Source organism: Phytobacter sp. MRY16-398, assembly GCF_003925915.1.
Taxonomy (GTDB): domain Bacteria; phylum Pseudomonadota; class Gammaproteobacteria; order Enterobacterales; family Enterobacteriaceae; genus Phytobacter; species Phytobacter diazotrophicus.
In genome coordinates this window covers 3654919-3673244 of record NZ_AP018756.1, presented here as the reverse complement: position 1 = coordinate 3673244, position 18326 = coordinate 3654919, and the positions used below count along the sequence as shown (strand labels likewise).

At 50.8% G+C, this 18326-nt stretch carries 27 protein-coding genes and 1 pseudogene; 19 read left to right on the top strand and 9 right to left on the bottom strand.

The window, feature by feature from the left end; translation table 11 throughout:
• Positions 1-113: 113 nt before the first annotated feature.
• From MRY16398_RS18065 to MRY16398_RS18035, 8 genes are all read right to left on the bottom strand, one after another.
• A complete protein-coding gene (locus MRY16398_RS18065; protein ID WP_125124958.1) occupies positions 114-1220 on the bottom strand; it encodes a tyrosine-type recombinase/integrase in 1107 nt (368 codons plus the stop codon).
• Positions 1195-1455, bottom strand: a complete 261-nt coding sequence (locus tag MRY16398_RS18060) for an excisionase (RefSeq protein ID WP_336513218.1) — start codon at positions 1453-1455, stop codon at positions 1195-1197. Before MRY16398_RS18060 ends, MRY16398_RS18065 begins: the two co-directional genes overlap by 26 nt.
• Positions 1456-1531: 76 nt before the next feature.
• Complete coding sequence (locus MRY16398_RS18055) at positions 1532-4039, bottom strand: 3'-5' exonuclease (protein WP_125124957.1); 2508 nt, start codon at positions 4037-4039, stop codon at positions 1532-1534.
• Between the two features lie 138 nt (positions 4040-4177).
• Complete coding sequence (locus MRY16398_RS18050) at positions 4178-4516, bottom strand: RrF2 family transcriptional regulator (protein ID WP_125124256.1); 339 nt, start codon at positions 4514-4516, stop codon at positions 4178-4180.
• A gap of 15 nt (positions 4517-4531) precedes the next feature.
• Positions 4532-4867: a hypothetical protein gene (locus tag MRY16398_RS18045; RefSeq protein WP_047369725.1), complete on the bottom strand. Its 336-nt coding sequence runs from the start codon at positions 4865-4867 to the stop codon at positions 4532-4534.
• Positions 4868-5035: 168 nt separating this feature from the next.
• Positions 5036-5221, bottom strand: coding sequence for a DUF1482 family protein (locus MRY16398_RS18040; protein WP_125124956.1), 186 nt, complete (start codon positions 5219-5221; stop codon positions 5036-5038).
• Positions 5218-5340, bottom strand: coding sequence for a hypothetical protein (locus MRY16398_RS31165; RefSeq protein WP_255498895.1), 123 nt, complete (start codon positions 5338-5340; stop codon positions 5218-5220). Before MRY16398_RS31165 ends, MRY16398_RS18040 begins: the two co-directional genes overlap by 4 nt.
• Positions 5341-5661: 321 nt before the next feature.
• Entirely contained in the window at positions 5662-6051 is a 390-nt protein-coding gene (locus MRY16398_RS18035; RefSeq protein ID WP_090087853.1) for a helix-turn-helix domain-containing protein, read from the bottom strand.
• Between the two features lie 104 nt (positions 6052-6155).
• Between MRY16398_RS18035 and MRY16398_RS18030 the strand changes: the two genes are divergently transcribed.
• From MRY16398_RS18030 to MRY16398_RS17970, 13 genes and pseudogenes are all read left to right on the top strand, one after another.
• Complete coding sequence (locus MRY16398_RS18030) at positions 6156-6362, top strand: helix-turn-helix transcriptional regulator (protein WP_090087851.1); 207 nt, start codon at positions 6156-6158, stop codon at positions 6360-6362.
• Positions 6363-6380: 18 nt separating this feature from the next.
• Positions 6381-6935: a toxin YdaT family protein gene (locus MRY16398_RS18025; protein ID WP_125124955.1), complete on the top strand. Its 555-nt coding sequence runs from the start codon at positions 6381-6383 to the stop codon at positions 6933-6935.
• Between the two features lie 54 nt (positions 6936-6989).
• Positions 6990-7283: pseudogene (locus MRY16398_RS18020) on the top strand (YdaU family protein); the annotation flags it as partial.
• A 63-nt stretch (positions 7284-7346) separates the two neighbouring features.
• Entirely contained in the window at positions 7347-8042 is a 696-nt protein-coding gene (locus MRY16398_RS30990; RefSeq protein ID WP_232034432.1) for a DnaT-like ssDNA-binding domain-containing protein, read from the top strand.
• A gap of 2 nt (positions 8043-8044) precedes the next feature.
• Entirely contained in the window at positions 8045-8785 is a 741-nt protein-coding gene (locus MRY16398_RS18010; RefSeq protein WP_107222984.1) for an ATP-binding protein, read from the top strand.
• A 19-nt stretch (positions 8786-8804) separates the two neighbouring features.
• Positions 8805-9245: a hypothetical protein gene (locus MRY16398_RS18005; protein WP_125124262.1), complete on the top strand. Its 441-nt coding sequence runs from the start codon at positions 8805-8807 to the stop codon at positions 9243-9245.
• Positions 9239-9550 carry a hypothetical protein gene (locus tag MRY16398_RS18000; protein WP_125124263.1) on the top strand — a complete coding sequence of 104 codons (312 nt, stop codon included), beginning with the start codon at positions 9239-9241 and terminating at the stop codon, positions 9548-9550. The genes MRY16398_RS18005 and MRY16398_RS18000 overlap by 7 nt, the downstream gene beginning before the upstream one ends.
• Entirely contained in the window at positions 9547-10086 is a 540-nt protein-coding gene (locus MRY16398_RS17995; RefSeq protein ID WP_125124954.1) for a hypothetical protein, read from the top strand. Before MRY16398_RS18000 ends, MRY16398_RS17995 begins: the two co-directional genes overlap by 4 nt.
• A complete protein-coding gene (locus MRY16398_RS17990; RefSeq protein WP_125124953.1) occupies positions 10083-10544 on the top strand; it encodes a hypothetical protein in 462 nt (153 codons plus the stop codon). Before MRY16398_RS17995 ends, MRY16398_RS17990 begins: the two co-directional genes overlap by 4 nt.
• Positions 10541-11029, top strand: coding sequence for a hypothetical protein (locus MRY16398_RS17985; protein ID WP_125124952.1), 489 nt, complete (start codon positions 10541-10543; stop codon positions 11027-11029). Before MRY16398_RS17990 ends, MRY16398_RS17985 begins: the two co-directional genes overlap by 4 nt.
• On the top strand, positions 11029-11760 hold the full coding sequence (locus MRY16398_RS17980) for a DNA-methyltransferase (RefSeq protein ID WP_125124951.1): 732 nt from the start codon (positions 11029-11031) through the stop codon (positions 11758-11760). Before MRY16398_RS17985 ends, MRY16398_RS17980 begins: the two co-directional genes overlap by 1 nt.
• Complete coding sequence (locus MRY16398_RS17975; protein WP_125124950.1) at positions 11757-12017, top strand: hypothetical protein; 261 nt, start codon at positions 11757-11759, stop codon at positions 12015-12017. The genes MRY16398_RS17980 and MRY16398_RS17975 overlap by 4 nt, the downstream gene beginning before the upstream one ends.
• Positions 12014-13870, top strand: a complete 1857-nt coding sequence (locus tag MRY16398_RS17970) for a DNA cytosine methyltransferase (RefSeq protein WP_125124949.1) — start codon at positions 12014-12016, stop codon at positions 13868-13870. Before MRY16398_RS17975 ends, MRY16398_RS17970 begins: the two co-directional genes overlap by 4 nt.
• Positions 13871-14074: 204 nt before the next feature.
• On the opposite strand, the gene MRY16398_RS17965 is transcribed toward MRY16398_RS17970, so the two are convergent.
• The gene (locus MRY16398_RS17965) at positions 14075-15073 is read right to left on the bottom strand and encodes an SDH family Clp fold serine proteinase (protein ID WP_125124948.1); all 999 of its coding nucleotides are present in this window, start codon (positions 15071-15073) and stop codon (positions 14075-14077) included.
• A 654-nt stretch (positions 15074-15727) separates the two neighbouring features.
• Between MRY16398_RS17965 and MRY16398_RS17960 the strand changes: the two genes are divergently transcribed.
• From MRY16398_RS17960 to MRY16398_RS17935, 6 genes are all read left to right on the top strand, one after another.
• Entirely contained in the window at positions 15728-15961 is a 234-nt protein-coding gene (locus MRY16398_RS17960; RefSeq protein ID WP_125124947.1) for a DinI-like family protein, read from the top strand.
• A 45-nt stretch (positions 15962-16006) separates the two neighbouring features.
• A complete protein-coding gene (locus MRY16398_RS17955) occupies positions 16007-16249 on the top strand; it encodes a hypothetical protein (protein ID WP_125124946.1) in 243 nt (80 codons plus the stop codon).
• A gap of 132 nt (positions 16250-16381) precedes the next feature.
• Positions 16382-16582 (top strand): hypothetical protein, encoded by a 201-nt coding sequence (locus tag MRY16398_RS17950; protein ID WP_125124945.1) that lies wholly within the window; start codon positions 16382-16384, stop codon positions 16580-16582.
• A 2-nt stretch (positions 16583-16584) separates the two neighbouring features.
• Positions 16585-16953 carry a RusA family crossover junction endodeoxyribonuclease gene (locus MRY16398_RS17945; protein ID WP_125124944.1) on the top strand — a complete coding sequence of 123 codons (369 nt, stop codon included), beginning with the start codon at positions 16585-16587 and terminating at the stop codon, positions 16951-16953.
• The gene (locus MRY16398_RS17940) at positions 16938-17963 is read left to right on the top strand and encodes a DUF968 domain-containing protein (protein ID WP_125124943.1); all 1026 of its coding nucleotides are present in this window, start codon (positions 16938-16940) and stop codon (positions 17961-17963) included. Before MRY16398_RS17945 ends, MRY16398_RS17940 begins: the two co-directional genes overlap by 16 nt.
• A 15-nt stretch (positions 17964-17978) precedes the next feature.
• Positions 17979-18326, top strand: coding sequence for an antiterminator Q family protein (locus MRY16398_RS17935; RefSeq protein ID WP_125124942.1), 348 nt, complete (start codon positions 17979-17981; stop codon positions 18324-18326).

Here is an 18326-nt window from a genome sequence, read left to right as displayed (position 1 = left end):
TACAGGAATCGTATTCGGTCTTTTTTTGGAACCCTTTCCAGACAAGCACTTATGTGGCTTCGTCCGAAAATGTCCGAAAATCGTCCGAATTCCCATATTCGGCGACCTAACCCTTATACCAGAATAAATTCCTTTTTGCGCGGATCTAAATACTTTTTCGTAGTCGCTTCTGAGGAGTGCCCCAACAGCCGCTGTGCGAATGCTTTGCCTTCTTTTTTGCCGTGAATTTCTGAATATTCAGCCTCATGCAGGCGCCCGGCCAGACTCCTGATTTCATGAAACGTAGGAGGGGAGTCGCTGAAAGCGATCTGAGATAGTTTTCTTGCCTTCACGAAATATTTGGTTAACCCGTCCGGGTGAATCGACCCCGCCAGGCTGTTTTTTCTGACACCAGCAGAAATCAAAAAATCCGTAGAATTACCTTTCCGGCAGCGCTCAATGACATCCCCCAGGACCAGACCGGCGCAACGCAATTCCAGATCCAGAGAGATGGCGATCATCATTCCCGTTTTTATGTGGACTACGTGAAGCCGATTATCTCTGATCTCTGAAAAACGCATTTCCACTATGTCTTCGCGGCGTTGGCCGGTGACCAGTGCAAGGTCCATTCCGTTGCGAAACCAGACGGGAAGAACTTCCGCTTCATGCCTTATCGAGATAAAGGTTTCAAGTTCCAGGCGTTCCCGTTTAACTTTGATTGTTGGCGTTCTTGTGGGTTCAACCGGATTGGCTACCACCCGGCCATTCACGATGGCCTCACGGAACACATCTGACAGGACCGAACGGTAAGTGGTAGCCATCGTCATTTTGTCCTCATCTGTCCAGCGCTTAAGAAAGTCTGCAATATGCAGAGTAGAAACTTTTGCGAGGATCATTTCCCCCAGCGATTGGCGGATCACCTCAAGATGTCCTTTACGGGATTTCAGCGTGATCGCCGAAAGCTCTCTTTTACCCAAAATTTCCCAGTATTCTTTTAGCCATTCAGCAACAGTGTATTCATGCTCGCCTTTCAACTGCTCGAGCAGCGTGACCGGGGTGTAATTTTGCTCAAGATAGTGATTAGCCTCGATAGCCTGGGCAACCGCTTCACGTTTGGAAATCTTACCGAGAGAGATCTCCTTGCCGGTGAGCGGGTTGCGCCAGGCGTACGTTTTGCGTGACTGGCGGTATGTCAGGTTTCTGGGGAGATTCTGATCATAATTTTCCCGCCTTTTTGTCATGTTGCAACTTCTCCAGTAATGACCCCTTTCTGGGGTGTCTTGTATCCATTCCGTTAACCGGGGCGACTGAACATAATTTGTTTGGGCGTATATAGATGGCGTTGGGGCAAACCTGGTAACTCGTCCCGTGTTTTTCCGGAGCAGGGTAGATGTTCCCCATCCGAGCCCACCGCCTTAATGTGTTCAGCGTTGGGGGTTTTACATACGTCTCTTTGGCCCATTCTTCGAGAGGCATCAGTTTTGACATAACGTCTCCTTAGCCCCGGCCAGAAGAGTAATCCCCCAGCCAGGTAAAAGGTGATTTTTGAAAATCAGTTCTGGGTCAGTTTTTGCCAGATAGCTGAAACGTATTTGACCTGGTGCCGGGCGTCGGCCAGTGCGTTATGCATGTCGCCGTCGAAAGGGATCTGATAGCGCGGGTTGATACCGACAACTTTGCCCAACTCGACGATGGTGCGCACGTCACGGTCATTCCAAAACGGCACGGACAATTCCGCGCCAACCTGTTCATATGCGCGGCGCAAAATTACATTGTCGAATGAACTGCCATTGCCCCAGAGCTGCACATACTTGATGCCGTTGGCTGAATTCGTGTGAATAAATTCGTCGAGGTTATCGATGGCGTCCATCAGCGAAATAGCATCGCCGCCTGTTATCGCTGCGCGCGCCTCTGCTGACTGTTTCATCCACCAGATTATTGTGGCGGCGTCAGGTTTCGCGCCGAACTCCATTGCGGACTCGAGGCTGACAATCTGATAGAACTCCTCACCCGTTTTGCCTGTTCCCGGATCGAAAAATACCGCGCCGATGGCAACAATCGGTGCTTCCGGATTGTTGCCCATCGTTTCCAGGTCAACCATCACATGCGTCATCAGGGTGTACGATTCGCCATCGTTAATTTGATGTCCGGTATCAATATTATTATCTACGGCAGTTGCCTGTGGACGAGCTGCAGCACCGCTTTCAGTTGACACATTTTCTGCTTCGCCCGGCGGTACCGCAGAATCAGTCTGGGCTTCATCACGGCCAGTTTCTTCCATCTGCACATCGTCGGCAGCCTCGTTCTGTAGTGTGGTTGTGCTGGTGGCGGATTGGTGGCCCATCAGGTTATCGATGGAGAAAACGCCATTACCGAGATTCGCAACTTCCGTTGTTGTTTTAGAATCCCCTGCAGTTTTGCCTGCTGCTTCTGCAACCTGCTTGCCTACAACAGCAAATCCTGTTTCCAGATTATCGAGGCTCTCAACCGGTTCGGTGCCCTGAATCACCGCAGCGACGACGGAGGCGCTGTTAACCTGCCGGGCTGCAGCCAGGGTTTCAGCGGTTGGTGCATCGTGGTTGCTTTCAGCCAGACTTTTGTTGATGTATCGATTTAGAAGCGCCGGGAAGCGATGGACGTCTTCGGCGGCGCCGCGGATGAGTGCGAAGATTGCAGCTCGTGAGAAATCAAGAATACCCGGTGTCTTGCGCAAAGCCGCAGACCACTCTTTAAATGGACTTTCTTTGTTGCTGACGATTTCTTTTGCGCGACGGTGGATAGATGCCGGGAAATTGTAAATGTCGAAATCCATCGGTAGCGTCGCCAGGGCTATCTCAATGTCCAGCGTATCCAGCGTGTGGATGTAGTCTGGATTGCGGTCTGTTGGAATTCCACCGCCAGCAGTTGTTCCTGAATCAGTTCGCTGAATAGCGGCCACGCGTTTGCCAGCCTGCCACTCCTTAACCAGTAAGCCGCGGTCAATATGATGAGTTGCTGCCCATGCCTGCATGAACCGCAAAACCACGCCGAGTTCATGACGTGCCGAAGGGGCAAATACTTTTTTTACAGCGTCAGTGAGCTTCCAGATCTCTTGCCAGGAATATTTTTTTGCCTCCGCCACATTCTCGGCGGCCAGCATCAGGTTTTGAACATAATGGTTATCTACGTCAAGCATGAGATCGGAGATCATGATCCGCTGGTCAGCGGTGACGTGATGGGCAAACTCATCGCAAATGTACGCGGCAAGGAACTGCTGGCGGAATCCCAGTTGTGCTGCCGGATGCTCCATCTTGTCGGTAACATCCTCGCTTCGTGTTACCGGTTCTTTAGCCGGTAAGTTGCCGCTTTGCCAGTCTTCCACCAACTGATTGCGGGAATCCGGTTCACTAGAGATCCAGTTCGTCACAAAGTCGACCAGCAGCGTCGGGGCATGCTCACCATCCTGAGGGAATACAGCTTTGACTGCCTGCACCAGTTTCCACTCGACGTGCAAGGACAGGTCGGAAAATTCAGCAACGTCACTGATGGCCTGCATCAGGTTCTGCATGTATGAGTTGCCTTCATCCAGTGACAGCTCGGTGGCGGTAATCTGCTGCGCCTTCGTAATATGGGTCTGGTATTTATCGTTCAGCAGGTGAATGGCAATGCGAACAGCCAGCCCACGATTTTCCAGAGGAATACTTGCTTCGTCAGATGTAGTCGGGAGTTCTTCTTTCGCAACTGGTACTAATGAGGTCGTAACCTCGCTGTTGCTTAGTTCCGGTTCCGGCGCTGGCCGGGAAATCAGCTTCCACGAACGTCCGTCTTCGTTGAGTTCGTAGCGGTCGCACCAGGTATTGTCCAGCTTACCTTCTTCCGGCAGGTCATCAACAACAGGCCAGTCTGTCCGAACCGGCTGCAAATAAGGCGCGCCGCGCCCGGTTTCGATTTCTGCATCTTCAAGAATATTGGCAATTTCGCGTTCAGCGCGGGAATCGGATTTTGCAGATAGCCAGCAAAAAAGGTGTTTAGCGTCAGTCGCTTTGGCTTTCGCTTTAATCAAAAACGCGTATGTCTGCATTGCGTTCGGGCTCCTAAAGGTTGTAAGATTCCCGGCAGCTAATGGTTAGCCGCCTGCGGTTGGTCATTGGTCAAAACTCGTTCCGGAAAGCTTTGGTCGGCTAACCGGGCACTAACCCGCTTCGGCGGGTTTTGTGCTTTATGGGGTACTGATCTTTGCGTCGGACAGTTGCGAGACGAGAACACTGTCGAGCGCAACCAGTACCGGGTCGAAAATGCTGCTATGCGGAATTATGGTTACAGCGCGGATCACTTCGGCGACGCTGGTTTCGGACTCAGGTTTGCAAAGGTGGTAGCCGCCTCCCGGGCCTTTTTGACCGCGCACGATTTTGGCCTTCCCCAGCTTTGATACGATCTGTTCAACGTAAGACGGGGAAAGCTTCAGTTCGCTGCTAATGGTCGCAACAGTGACAGGTGCGCCGGTATAAAGCTTTTTCATTACAGCGACGACGCGCACTGAGGCAATGATACGTTTCATTCCAAATTCCATAACTTATCCCTTATCCGGCTCCCGGCCGTAACCGGGGTTATCGTCGATAGCATCTTGCAAAATTTGCTTCGCTTCTGCTGGTGGTAGCGTCAATGCCAGCCTGATGGCGGTGCCGAAGGTCTCGGCGACGAGTTCGAATTTGCTGGCCAGGCGGTTCGCTGCATCTGTCTGTTCCGATACCGCTTCCATTTCAAACTCATGTTCCTGATAAACCTCAGTGAGAACTTCATCCTCAACTTCCTGCCAAAGAGCTTCCTTCACTTCCAGCACCGGTAGTCTGCCGATGAGCTGCTCAGCGGGTGCGGTGCTGAAACGCAGCGCTAATTCGTTTGCTGACATATCTCCTCCTAAAAAGGCCCGCCGCGAGGCGGGCAAAGAAGATTTATCCAATTTAACCAGAACAGGTCATCGCCTCCTGTTTGGTTATGATGGCGGTATTGCCATCACGATGCCCCGTGCACTGGGCATCAGGCTGGCTACAGCCGTAAGTCATTGGTAAAAACTCGTTTAAAAATGAACTGCAGGCTGTTGGTCGGCAGCCAGAATACTTATCGGGTAGCATTCGCCTTTAACGCTTTGCTCCGCTGCGGCGGCATTACAGTCATCTTCTGTTTGATACACACCCAGCGGGGTATCAGAACACTCGCCAGTCAGCGCACAAACGGTGATGACTAAATAAAAAAACGTGCTCACGCCTTAATCTCCGGGTTGCCTTTCTGCGCCAGGAAATAGCAGAACTTACGTGTTAAGGCGGTTAACCAGTTAAGGCGGACTGCTTGTTGCCCTGTTGCCACACGTGCGAAATCTGTCATAGAAAAATCCTCACGATGATGTCTGTTTTGCTTTGCCGTTTGCGCCCGGCTGGCGGAACGTTGGTCTGCTGCGCGTTAAAAACTGAAATCTTAAAATCAACGTCGCCATCTCATCCGGTGTTTCGTATGCCGCCGGCAGCTACTTCGTGGGCATCCTGCCTGAATGGGATTCGTTGAGTTTGCGAAATGAGTTTCACATGTCGTGAATGTGTAGTCAATACAAAATGTGAATATTAAAATTCACAATTCGTAAAATTTTCTACTGGTAGGAAATTTGGGCCAAAAAAAACCGGCTCTTGGCCGGTTTTGATGCACCTGAATTTATTCTTCGGGAGGGGAGTATCGCCCACGCAGATATTTGGCAACGTACTCATCAATTTCTTTCAGCCTGATTTCAAGCATATTGATCATTTTTTGTTGTTCAGCATCAGGTAGTTGATTAAAGAGGGAGAGCATTTTTTTCTGAGATTCGTTCAGCCACTGGCTTTGATCTCCAGGCTCACCGAAAAGCAGTTCTGATGGTGTAGTGCCCAGCACTTTAGCTAAAACTATTGCGTCATCAGCACCTACACTACGGATGCCAGATTCGTAATTGGCAACGCGCGGGGCTCCTGACCAGCCGCATAATTTTGCAACTTGCCCTTGGCTCCATCCTTTTTGAAGTCTGAGCTGCTTTATGCGCTCGCCAATCTTTTCAGTAATTGTGCTCATAAACCGATCTTATCACGGAAGGTGAATTCCTCGCGATTCACGTCTTGTATTGACATTAATTTCACGATATGTGAATAATGAGCTACACAAGACAGGAGAAACGCATGAACCTTATTTCTGAATACCGCAAACGTGCCAACGTTTCGCAATTGGCGCTGGCCCAAAAGATTGGGTGGAACCAGCCGCGGTTAGCAAATTATGAAACCTTCGTTAGAACTCCCAGCCTCACTGATTCACGGAAAATTGTTGAAGGACTAAATCAGCTCGGTGCGGCCTGCTCATTGGATGATGTTTTTCCACCTGAACAGTAGGTTTTCAAAGGAAAAAATATGCAAACGCTTACCTCTCATGACTTTAAACACGCTGCCGCCGTTTCGCTGAAATCGAAAAATCAGATTGAACCTCGCCGCCGCGACAACATGAAACGGATGGCGATCAATACCGCCGTCAGCGAATGGGAAAAAACGTTGCCTGGTCAGGCTCAGGAACAGATAGCGCGGCTGGTGGCGGAAGAATGGAAACGCACTGGCGGCAAGGGGATCACAGTCAACAAGCTGAACTTATTCCGCTATCTGCGTAACGAAAACGGATCCGAAAAATACAACCGCTATGTCATGCAACTGGCCCCGACGATTTCAGCAGTGATGCCAATCGAGATAGCACGCGCCTACGGCCTCCGTTCCGGCAAGACCGAAGCAGAGTTGGTGGCGAGCGCCATCAAGGAATGCGCAGAAGCACACCAGGCAAAGCTGTTGGGCGCACCACTACAGCGCCTGGAAAAGGAAATTTGGGAAGCGGCCACGTCGCTATACGCGATGCTCCCGAAAGAGGTATCAGAGCCAGCGCTGGCGCTGCTCAGCACTCTGGCGCCGCAGTGTTTTTAAACGAGCTTTGACCAATGACCATAACGTCCGGGCAACCGGGCATCAGGAGTAACCATGGCCGCGCTGCCTTACATGCAACTTTACATTGCTGATTACCTGGCGGACACCATGCATCTGTCCACGGAGGAGCATGGAGCGTATTTGCTTCTCATGTTCAATTACTGGCAAACGGGGAGGGCTATACCAAAAAACCGTCTCGCTAAGATCGCTCGCGTTTCAGATTCGCGCTGGGCTGAGCTTCAAACTGCCCTGAAAGAGTTCTTTGAAGACGACGGAGAAAGCTGGGTTCATTTGCGCATTGAGCGTGACATCGAAACGGTCACGTCATCTTCAAAAAGTAGACCGGCTATTGAGGGGGGAACCTTCTACAAGGGGCATCTGTACTTCATCACTGGCCCTGATCTGGATGTTGTGAAAATCGGGTATTCAAAAAATCCATGGTCACGACTTAGTGAGCTACGTAGTAGCTACGGTAGCTCACTAACCGTAGTAGCTACGATTCGCGTCGTAGCCAAGCCGAAAATTTCCGTAGCTACGGTGCTTTCCGAGTTCAAATCGGAAGGTGACTGGTTTGTTAAAAATAAATGCATTGAATTGTTAATTTCGGGCGTCAAATCTGGAGAAATCACTACTGTAGAAGCTATTTCTCAGTTCGTAGCCGACTACGTTAGCAACTACGACAGCTACGGTAGCAAAGCTACTGTAGTAGCTACGGGAACTACAAATACAGATCCAGATAAAGATACAGATCTAAAAGAAAACCCAGAGAGAGATATACGCGCGCAAGACAATTTTTTCCCACCCATAGGTAAATTCCCGATCACCGAGGACTGGGCGCCAGGCGTTGATTTTGTCGGCCAGGCGGCGCTCTGGGGTATTAATCTCGGTGAAGAGCCGGGTTACACCGACGTTGAATTGCAGCAATTCCGCGACTACTGGAAATGCGAAGGGAAGGTGAAGCACCACATTCAGTGGGAACAGACTTTCGCATCCAGCCTGAAAACATCACGTGCCAAAACTGCAGCCCCGGCGCAAGTCTCGCGTCGTCAGCCTGCCTTTGGCGTTTCGACACCCGACACGGCGATCCCGCCGGGATTCAGGGGGTAACCATGAAATCGACGAGTGACATTCTTGGTCGTCTGCAGCGGCTGATCCCGGCAGGTGTTCAGCCGAAATTTACCAGCGCTGCCGAGTTAATGGCCTGGCAACAGGAGGAGGGACGTAAACGAGCTGCGGAACTGGAAAAAGAAAACCAGCGCGCTCGCTCTGAGAAGATTTTTGGCCGGTCTGGTATCTGCGATTTGCACCGGAATTGTACCTTCGCAAATTACCAGGTGAGTAACGATGGACAAAAACACGCGCTGACGCTGGCAAAAAGTTATGCCCATAACTTCGGCAGCGGTTTTGCCAGCTTCGTTTTCAGTGGTGGCTGCGGTACCGGGAAAAATCATCTGGCTGCCGCCATCGGTAACTACCTGCTGCAGCATAACCACACAGTGCTGGTTGTGACCGTTCCTGACCTGATGCTGCGAGCCCGCAAATGCTATGACGAAGGGCAGTCCGAATCAGTATTGCTGGATGACCTGTGCAGGGTTGACCTGCTGGTGCTGGATGAGGTCGGCGTGCAGCGCGACACCCGAAATGAATGGGTATTGCTGAATCAAATTATCGATCGCCGCCTGGCGGCAATGAAACCTGTGGGGGTGCTGACCAACCTGAATTTTGACGAGTTATCGAAAATCCTGGGAGAACGGGCTATGGACCGTCTGACCATGGATAACGGCATCTGGGTGAATTTTACCTGGGGGAGTTACCGCAAAAATGTAACCCATTTGCGGATTGTTAAATAACCAAAACGAGTATTGACCAATGACCAAACAAAAACGAATTACTCAGGCTGACCGACTGGTTGTGTATGTCAGCCAGCACCCAGGCATTACCACCCCGGAAGTGTGCGACGCGTTTAACTCTGACTCCGGTTCGACGGGGCAGCAACTGGCTGTGTTAGTACAGCGCGGTGTCATGACCCGTAGTCACAACGGCACCCACTGGGAATATACCGTTGTGCCCGGCAGCGATATCCCCGATATCGAGTTACCGGAACTCGGTCAAAAAGCCGATCCGGAAGTTCTCCGCATGGCGCTTGAAGAAGCTGCCCTGATTGAATCACGGGGGCACTGGCTGCGCGCTGCTACGAAATACAGCGAGATTATGCGACTGGCAAAGAGCAGTCAGGAGATTCAGGACATTTCCCGATTGCGTAACCGCTGCATTCGCAATGCCCGCGCGCGGAGGGCAGAAGCATGCTGAAACCTGAGCAACGCGCCATCGTTGATTTTCTGGCGCGCGAAAAATCCATTTCCACACGGCAGGTTCGCAGTCTGCTGGGCTGCGACATCAAAGAGGCCTACGACCGCCTGAAACGTCTGACGCTGGCAGGCATCGTGAAAAACGTTGGTAAACCTCACCACCCTGAATACCGGCTTACACATCGGTGGCGTTCGCGAGTGGCACCCGCTGCCTGTCCACCAGCGCCGCAAACTGCAGCGCAGATTTGCCGCGAAAAATGGCAGGGCTATCAGGTTCACAAAATTTTCGGGAGCGCACAGAAATGACCATCGTTGCAAACAAACATGTAGCCCGCGTGGGCCACGAATTTGCAGCCGCAATGACGGCTGACACCCCGATTATCGAGATCGCCAGGATGGTGTCTCGCCTGGCTACTGCACTGGATAAACAAACCGAACTGACCGAGCAGTTGGCGATGGAGAACACCATTCTTCTTACTCCCGACAACTGGTTAAAACATAGCGAGGAAGGTGCAGCGGCGTCCGCAATTGCAGAAGGTAATGGAGCTTCGGAGGACGAGGCGTTGTTGGCTGGAATGAAGTCAATCATAGCTTGCATGCAATCCCTCGCCACATCCGCAGCAATCGCAGCCCTGCGGGAAGAAGCCACAGAGGCGGCATTTAACAGCGATAAACATGCTGCGCTTTGTGACCGCGCATTCGTTTCAGGTATGCAGGCAGGCTGGAATTTCGGTGTGGATGAGGATGTGACAGGGTTCCAGCAATCTCTGGAGGCATATCGCAAACCAATGCGCGAAGCCTGCCGCCAGCTTCGTGAGATCAAAGGGGAGGTGCAATCGTGAGCTTTGAATACGTGAACTTCCATTACGGCGTTAATGCTTGTGTCGGTCGCCGCGTTGTTGCCTACGGCGAACCCGGCACCATCGTTAAAGATTTCGGCCATTACATCGGTGTGGTGCTGGATTCTGCGCCGCACTCCTCACCGGGCCGATATCACCCGATCGACGGCATTGTTTATGGCGACGTGGTGGATTACGAACCGCCGAAAATGAACGCGCGTAAGTATGAGGCCAAACGCAATTATCAGGAATTTCAGGATGCCGATTGCGGTTATGACTTTCACGAATGGTTGGGCATCAATAAACCTCGCGTGGATTATGACCACCATGGCAATTGCCGCATGTACCGTATCGGAAACTACCGCGATGTGAGTATTTACGGTGAATGGTGCCCTACCAAGAAAGCAGCTAAAGCCAGTTACAAAGCAGCATTACGCGCCAGCAAAGGAGCACGGTCATGAGCACTGAGAAAAAATACTGCTACCGCTACGTTGACGGCAATGATAGCGACGGCCGCGCAATCGTCATGCTGTGGAAGCGCGTCATTATCCGCGAGTCTGAAAAGACGTTCTGGCACACCGACGATATGCCAAACATGGATTTAGAACAGCTCGTTAAGTACCGGACCGGCGGGCCGAAAGAGCGGCGGAAATACTACGTTAAACGTTGCTTAAAAGGTGCTGAGCGTTCCAGTTATCACTACACGAAGGAAGAGGCGCTGACGGCTTTTGTTCACCGCAAGTTGTACCAACTTTCGCGTATGACCCTGACGGCTGAAACTGTGCGCCTGTGCCTGAAAGGGCTGGTAAATCACGGTCACATCTCTGGTGATGATGATGGTCAAGTAACCAGGTTCAGTAAAATCATCGCTACTCCTGATTCCACTCTGATAGCGGTAGATGAACCAGGCCCGGAAGCATCAACTTACAGTTGGGGAGAGTACTGATGATTCAGCTGTATAACGCTGACTGTTTCGATATTTTCCCGACATTAGCCAGCGGCAGTATCGATATGGTTTGCGCTGACATTCCATACGGCACGACTCAGTGCAGTTGGGATACCCCGTTGGATTTGCCCCGAATGTGGCTCGAGCTATATCGAGTGGCTAAGCCGTCGGCGGCCATCGTGCTGTTTTCGGCACAGCCGTTCACCAGTGTGTTGGTCAACAGCAATTTGCGCGACTGGCGAACCGAATGGATCTGGGAGAAGGGTAACGCGACTGGCTTTTTCAATGTCGCAATTCAGCCGCTGCGTGCGCACGAAAACGTCCAGGTGTTTTACCGTCGCCAACCGACTTATAACCCGCAGATCACCCATGGTCATGCGCGGAAAAAATCGAAGCGTAAAACGGTAAATTCCAATGTATACGGCAAAGCAGTCTCGTTGACCGCTTACGACTCCACCAGCCGGTACCCGCGTGATGTTCAATTTTTTTCGAGCGATAAACAGAAAAGAAAATACCACGACACGCAAAAGCCGCTGGATTTGGTTCGGTACTTGATCGAGACGTACAGCAACCCAGGCGATTTGGTGCTGGATTTCACCATGGGAAGTGGCACGGCGGGCGTTGCCTGCCAGCTTACCGGGCGAAACTTCATAGGCATTGATAGTGACCCGCGCAGCTACAACACGGCATGCGGGAGAAATGGCGTTGACGAAGGGAGGTGTGCCGCATGACGGATTCGCTTATCTCCTATGCCTGCAGTCGCATCAGCGAACTGGAATCCCTGTTGCTGGTGGATGTTCCCGAGACTGTCTGGCCTGCCGAGGTAGCGCTGGTTTACACACAAGTTGAACGCGCCGGGGATCTCCCGGCGCACCACCAGCGCCGCCTCAAACATCACATAAACCGCATGTGGCTGGAAAAAGTGCCAGTACCTGAAATCGTTATAGCAGCCTGTTCTCTGGCGGCTGTCATGGAGAAATACGCGTGAGAGAAATCATCGTTGATAATTTTGCTGGTGGCGGCGGAGCATCTACCGGGATTGAAATGGCAATTGGTCGCAGCGTGGATATCGCCATCAATCACGACGAGAATGCTGTGGCGATGCACACCACAAACCATCCAGGCACACTGCACTATTGCGAGAGTGTTTTTGACGTAAATCCTCCGGTTGTCACCGCATGTATGCCAGTGGGTCTGGCATGGTTTAGCCCGGACTGTAGGCATTTCTCCAAAGCGAAAGGCGGAACCCCGGTGGAAAAAGCAATTCGTGGCTTAGCCTGGATTGTGGTTCGCTGGGCGCTGACAGTACGACCCCGTGTCATGATGCTGGAAAATGTTGAGGAGTTCCGCACCTGGGGACCGCTGCTGGCGGCGGAAATGCGTCCAGACCCGGATCGCGTAGGCGAGACGTTTAATGCGTTTGTCAGCATGCTGTCCGATGGCATAAGTATTGATCACCCGGCACTGGCCGAGTGCTGCGAGTTCCTGAATATCGATCCAAACAGTAAACAGGCGCAGCGGCTGGTCGCCGGGCTGGGCTATGCGGTCGAACATCGTGAGCTGCGCGCGTGTGATTACGGAGCGCCGACGATTAGAAAAAGATTCTTCATGGTGATGCGTTGCGATGGCACCGCAATTTGCTGGCCGGAGCAAACCCACAGGGATCCGAAAACAGCCGCGGTTAAATCAGGTGAACTTAAACCCTGGAGAACGGCGGCCGAGTGTATCGACTGGTCGATACCGTGCCCGTCAATTTTCGACCGCAAAAAGGCCTTAGCCACAAATACCATGCGAAGGATTGCGCGCGGTATTGAACGTTTCGTGGTGAACAGCGCAACGCCGTTTATCGTGAAGTGCAACCACACCAGCACTAAAACGAATTACGACTGTTTCCGTGGCCAGTCGCTGGACGAACCAACGCAGACGATTACCAAAAAGCACGGTTTTGCGATCGCCACTCCGGTAGTGGCTCCGATTTTTGCTGGAACTGGTGGCTCATCGTTCCAGATGAAACCGCGCCCGGTGGATAAGCCATTTTTCACACTGCTTACGCAGAACCGGACAAATATCATCGCGCCGCGCCTGGCACCGATAATTTCCCGACAGTTCGGCAACAGCATCGGTCACCGTGTTGATGAGCCGAGCGCCACCGTAACCGCTGGTGGCGGTGGTAAATCGCAGTTGGTGATGCCAACATTGATTCAAACGGGATACGGCGAGAGGCCTGGGCAATTGCCGCGAGTGCCGGGATTAGACAAACCACTGGGTACCGTTGTCGCTGGCGGGGCGAAACATGCGCTGGTGGCGGCAAACCTCGTAAAACACTTTGGCGGGAATTATTCAGGATCTGGTCTGGCACTTGATGAACCAGTTCATACGGTGACAACTACGGATCACCATGCGCTGGTTACATCGAGCATCGTCAAAATGCGTGGCACGAATATCGGTCAGCCAACCGATACACCGTTGCAGACCGTAACGGCGGGTGGTCTGCACTTCGGTGAGGTGAGGACCATGCTGGCTGAAAACGAATATGACGAGCACCGGGCGGGGCAAGTGGCGGCATTCCTGCATGAGTACGGCATCAGCGAGTTCGTAACGATTGAGAGTGTGGTATATCGCATCGTTGATATCGGCATGCGCATGCTGCAACCCCGCGAGCTGTACCGGGCGCAGGGGTTCCCGGAGTGGTACATCATCGACCGCGACTATCAAGGTGTGAAGTACGCCAAAGACAAGCAGGTGGCCCGGTGTGGCAACGCCGTTCCGCCACCGTTCGCTGAGGCACTTGTACGCGCAAATCTGTCTGAATTTTGTTCAGCCAAAGTAATTGCGGCATAAAACGAAAAGGCCTGCGTAAGCAGGCCTTTCAGCATGAAATGCATGTATTATTTGATTCTGAAATTGGTCTGAATTTGTGTAGTCTGTTGACCAATGATCGGTTGTGAACCAGCTTGTGCAGGGGTTGAACGATTATAATTATTAATCGGGGTAGAGGTTGTAGCCCCTTGATTGTATGCCAAATATTTCGCAGTGGCAGTGCGGTTATTGGTCATATTGATTCCACCCTTCCGTTAAAATAGTGTTGTTGACAAAGAACTGTTGTGTGCCCCCAACGTCAGTTACGTGGCGACTTAATTGCATAGCAGTTCGGAACTGGTAGGAGCAAGTATCAGTTGCTTCTATTAAACATCTCACAGCTTCATAGCGCAGGACATTACCAGCGCCAAGTATTGCATTGACATCAAAGGGTTGCCCAAGTTGAAGTTCAGCCTTGATGTCATCATAAATATCTTTTATCAATCGATAGAGCTCTTCATTAGGTTTTTCAATCTTTAAACCCAACTCAAGTGCTTCGACTCGGTTGATGGTATAGTCATGACTGCCAGATTCACTACATAAAAAACTAACAATGGGATCCGCATCCTCAGGTCTAGATAGCTGATTTACTAAGAGTTTTTTAGCCAGCATCTGTATCTGAGCTTTAGTGCGATACACTCGGCCAAGCACTAAAGGATGTATCTTTTCACTTAAAGAATGAAGTATTTGCGCTAAACCTGCATCATCTTCTATTCCGAATTCTTCTTTAGCAACTGCAATGTAACCTTTGATTTCCTCAACGCTAACCGCCCAAGGTTGCAGTTGACCGCCGATGTTGACTTGCGGGTTTAAGGGACCATTAACGCTTGGATCTATAGGACCAAGTGTTGCTTGCTTGGTCATAATTATGTTGTTAGCCCCAAGACTCATTAAAGTGCCAGCGCTCAGACACTTAGAAGGAATGATAACTTCCAATTCCTTACAAAATTGCCTAAGCAGGTTTACAATACTCCATGCTGCCAAAATGTCTCCACCATTGGTATAAATGAAGAGACTTATCTTAGGGGTGTCACCGATTTCATCTAGATGGTTTGCAAAGAAATCAAACACATCGGAAGATATCTGTGTACCCAACACGGGCCTGTCGCCCGTGATATATGTAATAACTTTAGAACCACGGCTTTCTTCGAGTTTTTTATATAATTCTTTTCGCTGTGCAAACATACATATCCCAATCAACAATATCAGCTAACTAACTGATTTTAATGCATTCCCTGAACATTAAGTTTGACGTCTGTTTCTACGTACAGATCACCATCTTGATAATGTATAATAAGTTTTAAGCTTTAATCGGCAAAAAAGCTATAAACTTTAAGGGCATTTTTAAGCATTAATCACGAAATATGCTGCATATTTGCTCCAGCGAAGCGCGCGGATTTTAAACAATAAGATTTAATAACGGAAGTGTATGTATATACACCCTGATATTTAGCCAGTTAAATTTAAAAATGAAAGTTATCAACTCAATTCTCTTAAGTGGACATTATTCTTGTGCCTGCACGACATGTAACCCCATACATGATTCCATATCACAGGTGTACAAACTGACAGCATTACTGTATGCATATACAGTAATGCTGTCAAGAGGATAGATTCTATAAAAGTTAAATGCGCATTCAATTCTTAGACGTTTAATAGTTACTGTTGTTCGCCGAGGGGTTTGTAAGCGCAAACCTGCCAGAGATGTATGGAAAGAAAAACATTGCAGCGTAAGCAAGCCCCGCCATATGCGGGGCTTTTTACATCATGATCTTGTATTGAAAATTCTGCTGTATAGATGTACTGTATGAATATACAGTTAAGCGGTGGGGGACTATCATGAAAATAGAATTAACCATTGATCGTACTAAAGAACTTCCGAAGGGCGCAGTTCCTGCTTTGGAAAAAGAGTTACTGAAACGGCTTAATGACCAATATGAAAATTGCAACCTTGTTATCCGCCGAACGGGCTCAGACGGGCTGACCGTATTTGGTGGTGATAAAGACGATAAAAAGAAAGTTGAGAAGATCCTTCAGGAGACATGGGAAAGCGCCGACGACTGGTTTTACTGAAATGCGCTGTCACTGAGTTTCCGTGTGAATGAAGGGGGTAGGGGAGTGGAAGAACCAGAAGAATTGCCAAACAAGGGGTATGTAGTCATCAGATGTCACGATGGGGTCATCGTCGCCAGACTGCAATGTTTTCCTGAATGTGAAAGGGCTTTAATGTACCGCCGTGGTGGGCAGGTATCATTTATGCCTATTCAGGATGATGAGATTATTGGCACACCATCCCTGTTTACACAGATGCTCGAGCGAGCCGGTTACCGGGTTTCTCCAGTTTCTGATATATTGTCTTAGCCAGCCTGAACAACTGGCAGTCTGCTGCGCCACGGAGAAAACCATGGCGCAAAAAAAATCGAAAAACCTCACTTTCCTGACGTCTGTCGACGCCAGCTTTTTTGCATACCTTGCCGCCGGGTGGGGTGTCGCATGAAAAAAGGCTGGTTCACGCATACCGACCTCACTGCAGAACAAGCTGCCGAGCTGGTGGCCCGCTATGCAGCAAATCACGTAAAAACCGAAAAAAGCCTTTCATCTGACTATAAGACCTGGATTGTCAGTGCCAGATTACCTGAGTCAGAAAACCCCCCGCGCCCAGATAAAACTTACCAGTGGAGGCACTGGGAGTGAGTATGCAAATTTATCCAATCGTGCCGATGGGCAAGCCCCGTATGACTCGCGCCGACAAGTGGAAAAAGCGCCCTGAGGTTATGCGTTACCGGGCGTTCTGCGATGAGGTGCGGCTACGTGGCGTAACCCTGCCTGAGTCTGGTGCGCATGTCACGTTTGTCCTGCCTATGCCCGCCAGTTGGAGCAAAAAGAAACGCCAGCAACATAACGGCCAGCCACACCAGGCTAAGCCTGACTGCGACAACATGCTGAAAGCCCTGATGGACGCGCTCTATGAGGATGATGCGCACATCTGGGATTGCCGCATAACCAAAGTGTGGGGCGAGTTCGGGCAAATCATAATCCGGGAGGCGGCATGCGCGCCTTGCTGAAACCGGATATTGCCCGCGAAATGGGCGTGGTGCTGCTGCGCCCCGGCAAAGAGCTAATGCATATCTTCACTTCTGGTCGCGTACTGGTGGAGCGTCAGCCAGAGAGCATGGCTGACCTTCCTTCGGGCGCCGTACCGCCTGCCCGGCAGATGCTTATTAATGATGCGGCATTGTGCCCGTTCTTCACTCATCAAAAGGTTATTAATGCGGCTGGAGGTATTAATGGGCTTGAGGCCTGGTTACGGCGCCGCGGTAAAAAGTGCCAGTGGCCGCACTCAACTTATCACCACAAAGAGCTGGTTACGCATCGCCATGCTGGTGGCGCCGCACTGCTTTGCTGGCACTGCGATAACCAGTTGCGTGAAGCCCCCTGCCAGGAACTGGATCAAATCGTAGCCAAAAATGCCGCCACCTGGATTTTGCGCGCCATTCGCGGTGAGCTGCGATTTGCCGACGACCACGAAGTAACTCTGCCAGAGCTGTGCTGGTGGGCCATTCTCCGGGGAGTTACTCATGCCATACCGGAAGAAGTTTCCCGCCGGGTGCTTGGTTTGCCCCTTGAAACAATAACGTCTGTTATGCGCGAATCCGATATTGTCCCGTCTCTGCCAGCCTCCAGCATACTGGCGGAGAAAGTCGAAAAGGCGGCATTACCTCAGCCACCAGCCATAAAGCCCGTGGTTTCAGTCACGGTTGATCCCGTGGCGCCGCAGACACTATATGCGCGACCAAAACGCATCCGCTGGGAAAATCCAAAGTTCCTCGCCTGGGTGAAGACCCAACCGTGCACGTGCTGCGGCAACCCCGCCGATGATGCCCATCATCTGATTGGCTGGGAGCAGGGTGGAATGGCGACCAAAGCCCACGATGCGTTCACCATTCCACTCTGTAGAAAACACCATACCGAGCTACACAACAGCCCGGCGGCGTTCGAGCGCCAGTACGGCACACAACCTGAATTAATTATCAAATTGCTGGACCGTGCCTTTGCGCTCGGCGTTCTGGCCTGATATCTGGAGAAAATTATGCGCGACATGTATGAAGTAATGGATATGTGGGGAGCTTGGGCTGCATCCGACAATAGCGGTGTAGATTGGCAATCAATCGCAGCAGGTTTTAAAGGCTTGCTGCCTTACGGTAAAAAGTCCCGACTTCAATGCGATGATGATGAAGGGATAATAATTGACGGCTGTGTAGCACGTTTGCGAAAGTACAAGCCGGAAGAGTATGAATTGATTATTGCTCATTTCGTAATTGGTATATCATTACGAATGATTGCGAAGAAAATGAAATGTTCTGATGGAACCATTAGACATAAGTTACAATCTGGCTTGGGATTTGTTTCCGGAGCAATTGCGATGATAAAGGAATAA

What these genes read in the sequence shown, in the direction of transcription:
- MRY16398_RS17985 (WP_125124952.1), top strand. Translation starts at nt 10,541, where the DNA reads ATGAGCACTGAGAAAAAATACTGCTACCGCTACGTTGACGGCAATGAT.
- MRY16398_RS18055 (WP_125124957.1), bottom strand. Translation starts at nt 4,039, where the DNA reads ATGCAGACATACGCGTTTTTGATTAAAGCGAAAGCCAAAGCGACTGAC.
- MRY16398_RS17980 (WP_125124951.1), top strand. Translation starts at nt 11,029, where the DNA reads ATGATTCAGCTGTATAACGCTGACTGTTTCGATATTTTCCCGACATTA.
- MRY16398_RS17975 (WP_125124950.1), top strand. Translation starts at nt 11,757, where the DNA reads ATGACGGATTCGCTTATCTCCTATGCCTGCAGTCGCATCAGCGAACTG.
- MRY16398_RS18030 (WP_090087851.1), top strand. Translation starts at nt 6,156, where the DNA reads ATGAACCTTATTTCTGAATACCGCAAACGTGCCAACGTTTCGCAATTG.
- MRY16398_RS17945 (WP_125124944.1), top strand. Translation starts at nt 16,585, where the DNA reads ATGCAAATTTATCCAATCGTGCCGATGGGCAAGCCCCGTATGACTCGC.
- MRY16398_RS17960 (WP_125124947.1), top strand. Translation starts at nt 15,728, where the DNA reads ATGAAAATAGAATTAACCATTGATCGTACTAAAGAACTTCCGAAGGGC.
- MRY16398_RS18025 (WP_125124955.1), top strand. Translation starts at nt 6,381, where the DNA reads ATGCAAACGCTTACCTCTCATGACTTTAAACACGCTGCCGCCGTTTCG.
- MRY16398_RS31165 (WP_255498895.1), bottom strand. Translation starts at nt 5,340, where the DNA reads ATGACAGATTTCGCACGTGTGGCAACAGGGCAACAAGCAGTCCGCCTT.
- MRY16398_RS17995 (WP_125124954.1), top strand. Translation starts at nt 9,547, where the DNA reads ATGACCATCGTTGCAAACAAACATGTAGCCCGCGTGGGCCACGAATTT.
- MRY16398_RS18035 (WP_090087853.1), bottom strand. Translation starts at nt 6,051, where the DNA reads ATGAGCACAATTACTGAAAAGATTGGCGAGCGCATAAAGCAGCTCAGA.
- MRY16398_RS18010 (WP_107222984.1), top strand. Translation starts at nt 8,045, where the DNA reads ATGAAATCGACGAGTGACATTCTTGGTCGTCTGCAGCGGCTGATCCCG.
- MRY16398_RS17940 (WP_125124943.1), top strand. Translation starts at nt 16,938, where the DNA reads ATGCGCGCCTTGCTGAAACCGGATATTGCCCGCGAAATGGGCGTGGTG.
- MRY16398_RS18065 (WP_125124958.1), bottom strand. Translation starts at nt 1,220, where the DNA reads ATGACAAAAAGGCGGGAAAATTATGATCAGAATCTCCCCAGAAACCTG.
- MRY16398_RS17965 (WP_125124948.1), bottom strand. Translation starts at nt 15,073, where the DNA reads ATGTTTGCACAGCGAAAAGAATTATATAAAAAACTCGAAGAAAGCCGT.
- MRY16398_RS18050 (WP_125124256.1), bottom strand. Translation starts at nt 4,516, where the DNA reads ATGAAACGTATCATTGCCTCAGTGCGCGTCGTCGCTGTAATGAAAAAG.
- MRY16398_RS17950 (WP_125124945.1), top strand. Translation starts at nt 16,382, where the DNA reads ATGAAAAAAGGCTGGTTCACGCATACCGACCTCACTGCAGAACAAGCT.
- MRY16398_RS17935 (WP_125124942.1), top strand. Translation starts at nt 17,979, where the DNA reads ATGCGCGACATGTATGAAGTAATGGATATGTGGGGAGCTTGGGCTGCA.
- MRY16398_RS18045 (WP_047369725.1), bottom strand. Translation starts at nt 4,867, where the DNA reads ATGTCAGCAAACGAATTAGCGCTGCGTTTCAGCACCGCACCCGCTGAG.
- MRY16398_RS18000 (WP_125124263.1), top strand. Translation starts at nt 9,239, where the DNA reads ATGCTGAAACCTGAGCAACGCGCCATCGTTGATTTTCTGGCGCGCGAA.
- MRY16398_RS18005 (WP_125124262.1), top strand. Translation starts at nt 8,805, where the DNA reads ATGACCAAACAAAAACGAATTACTCAGGCTGACCGACTGGTTGTGTAT.
- MRY16398_RS18060 (WP_336513218.1), bottom strand. Translation starts at nt 1,455, where the DNA reads ATGCCTCTCGAAGAATGGGCCAAAGAGACGTATGTAAAACCCCCAACG.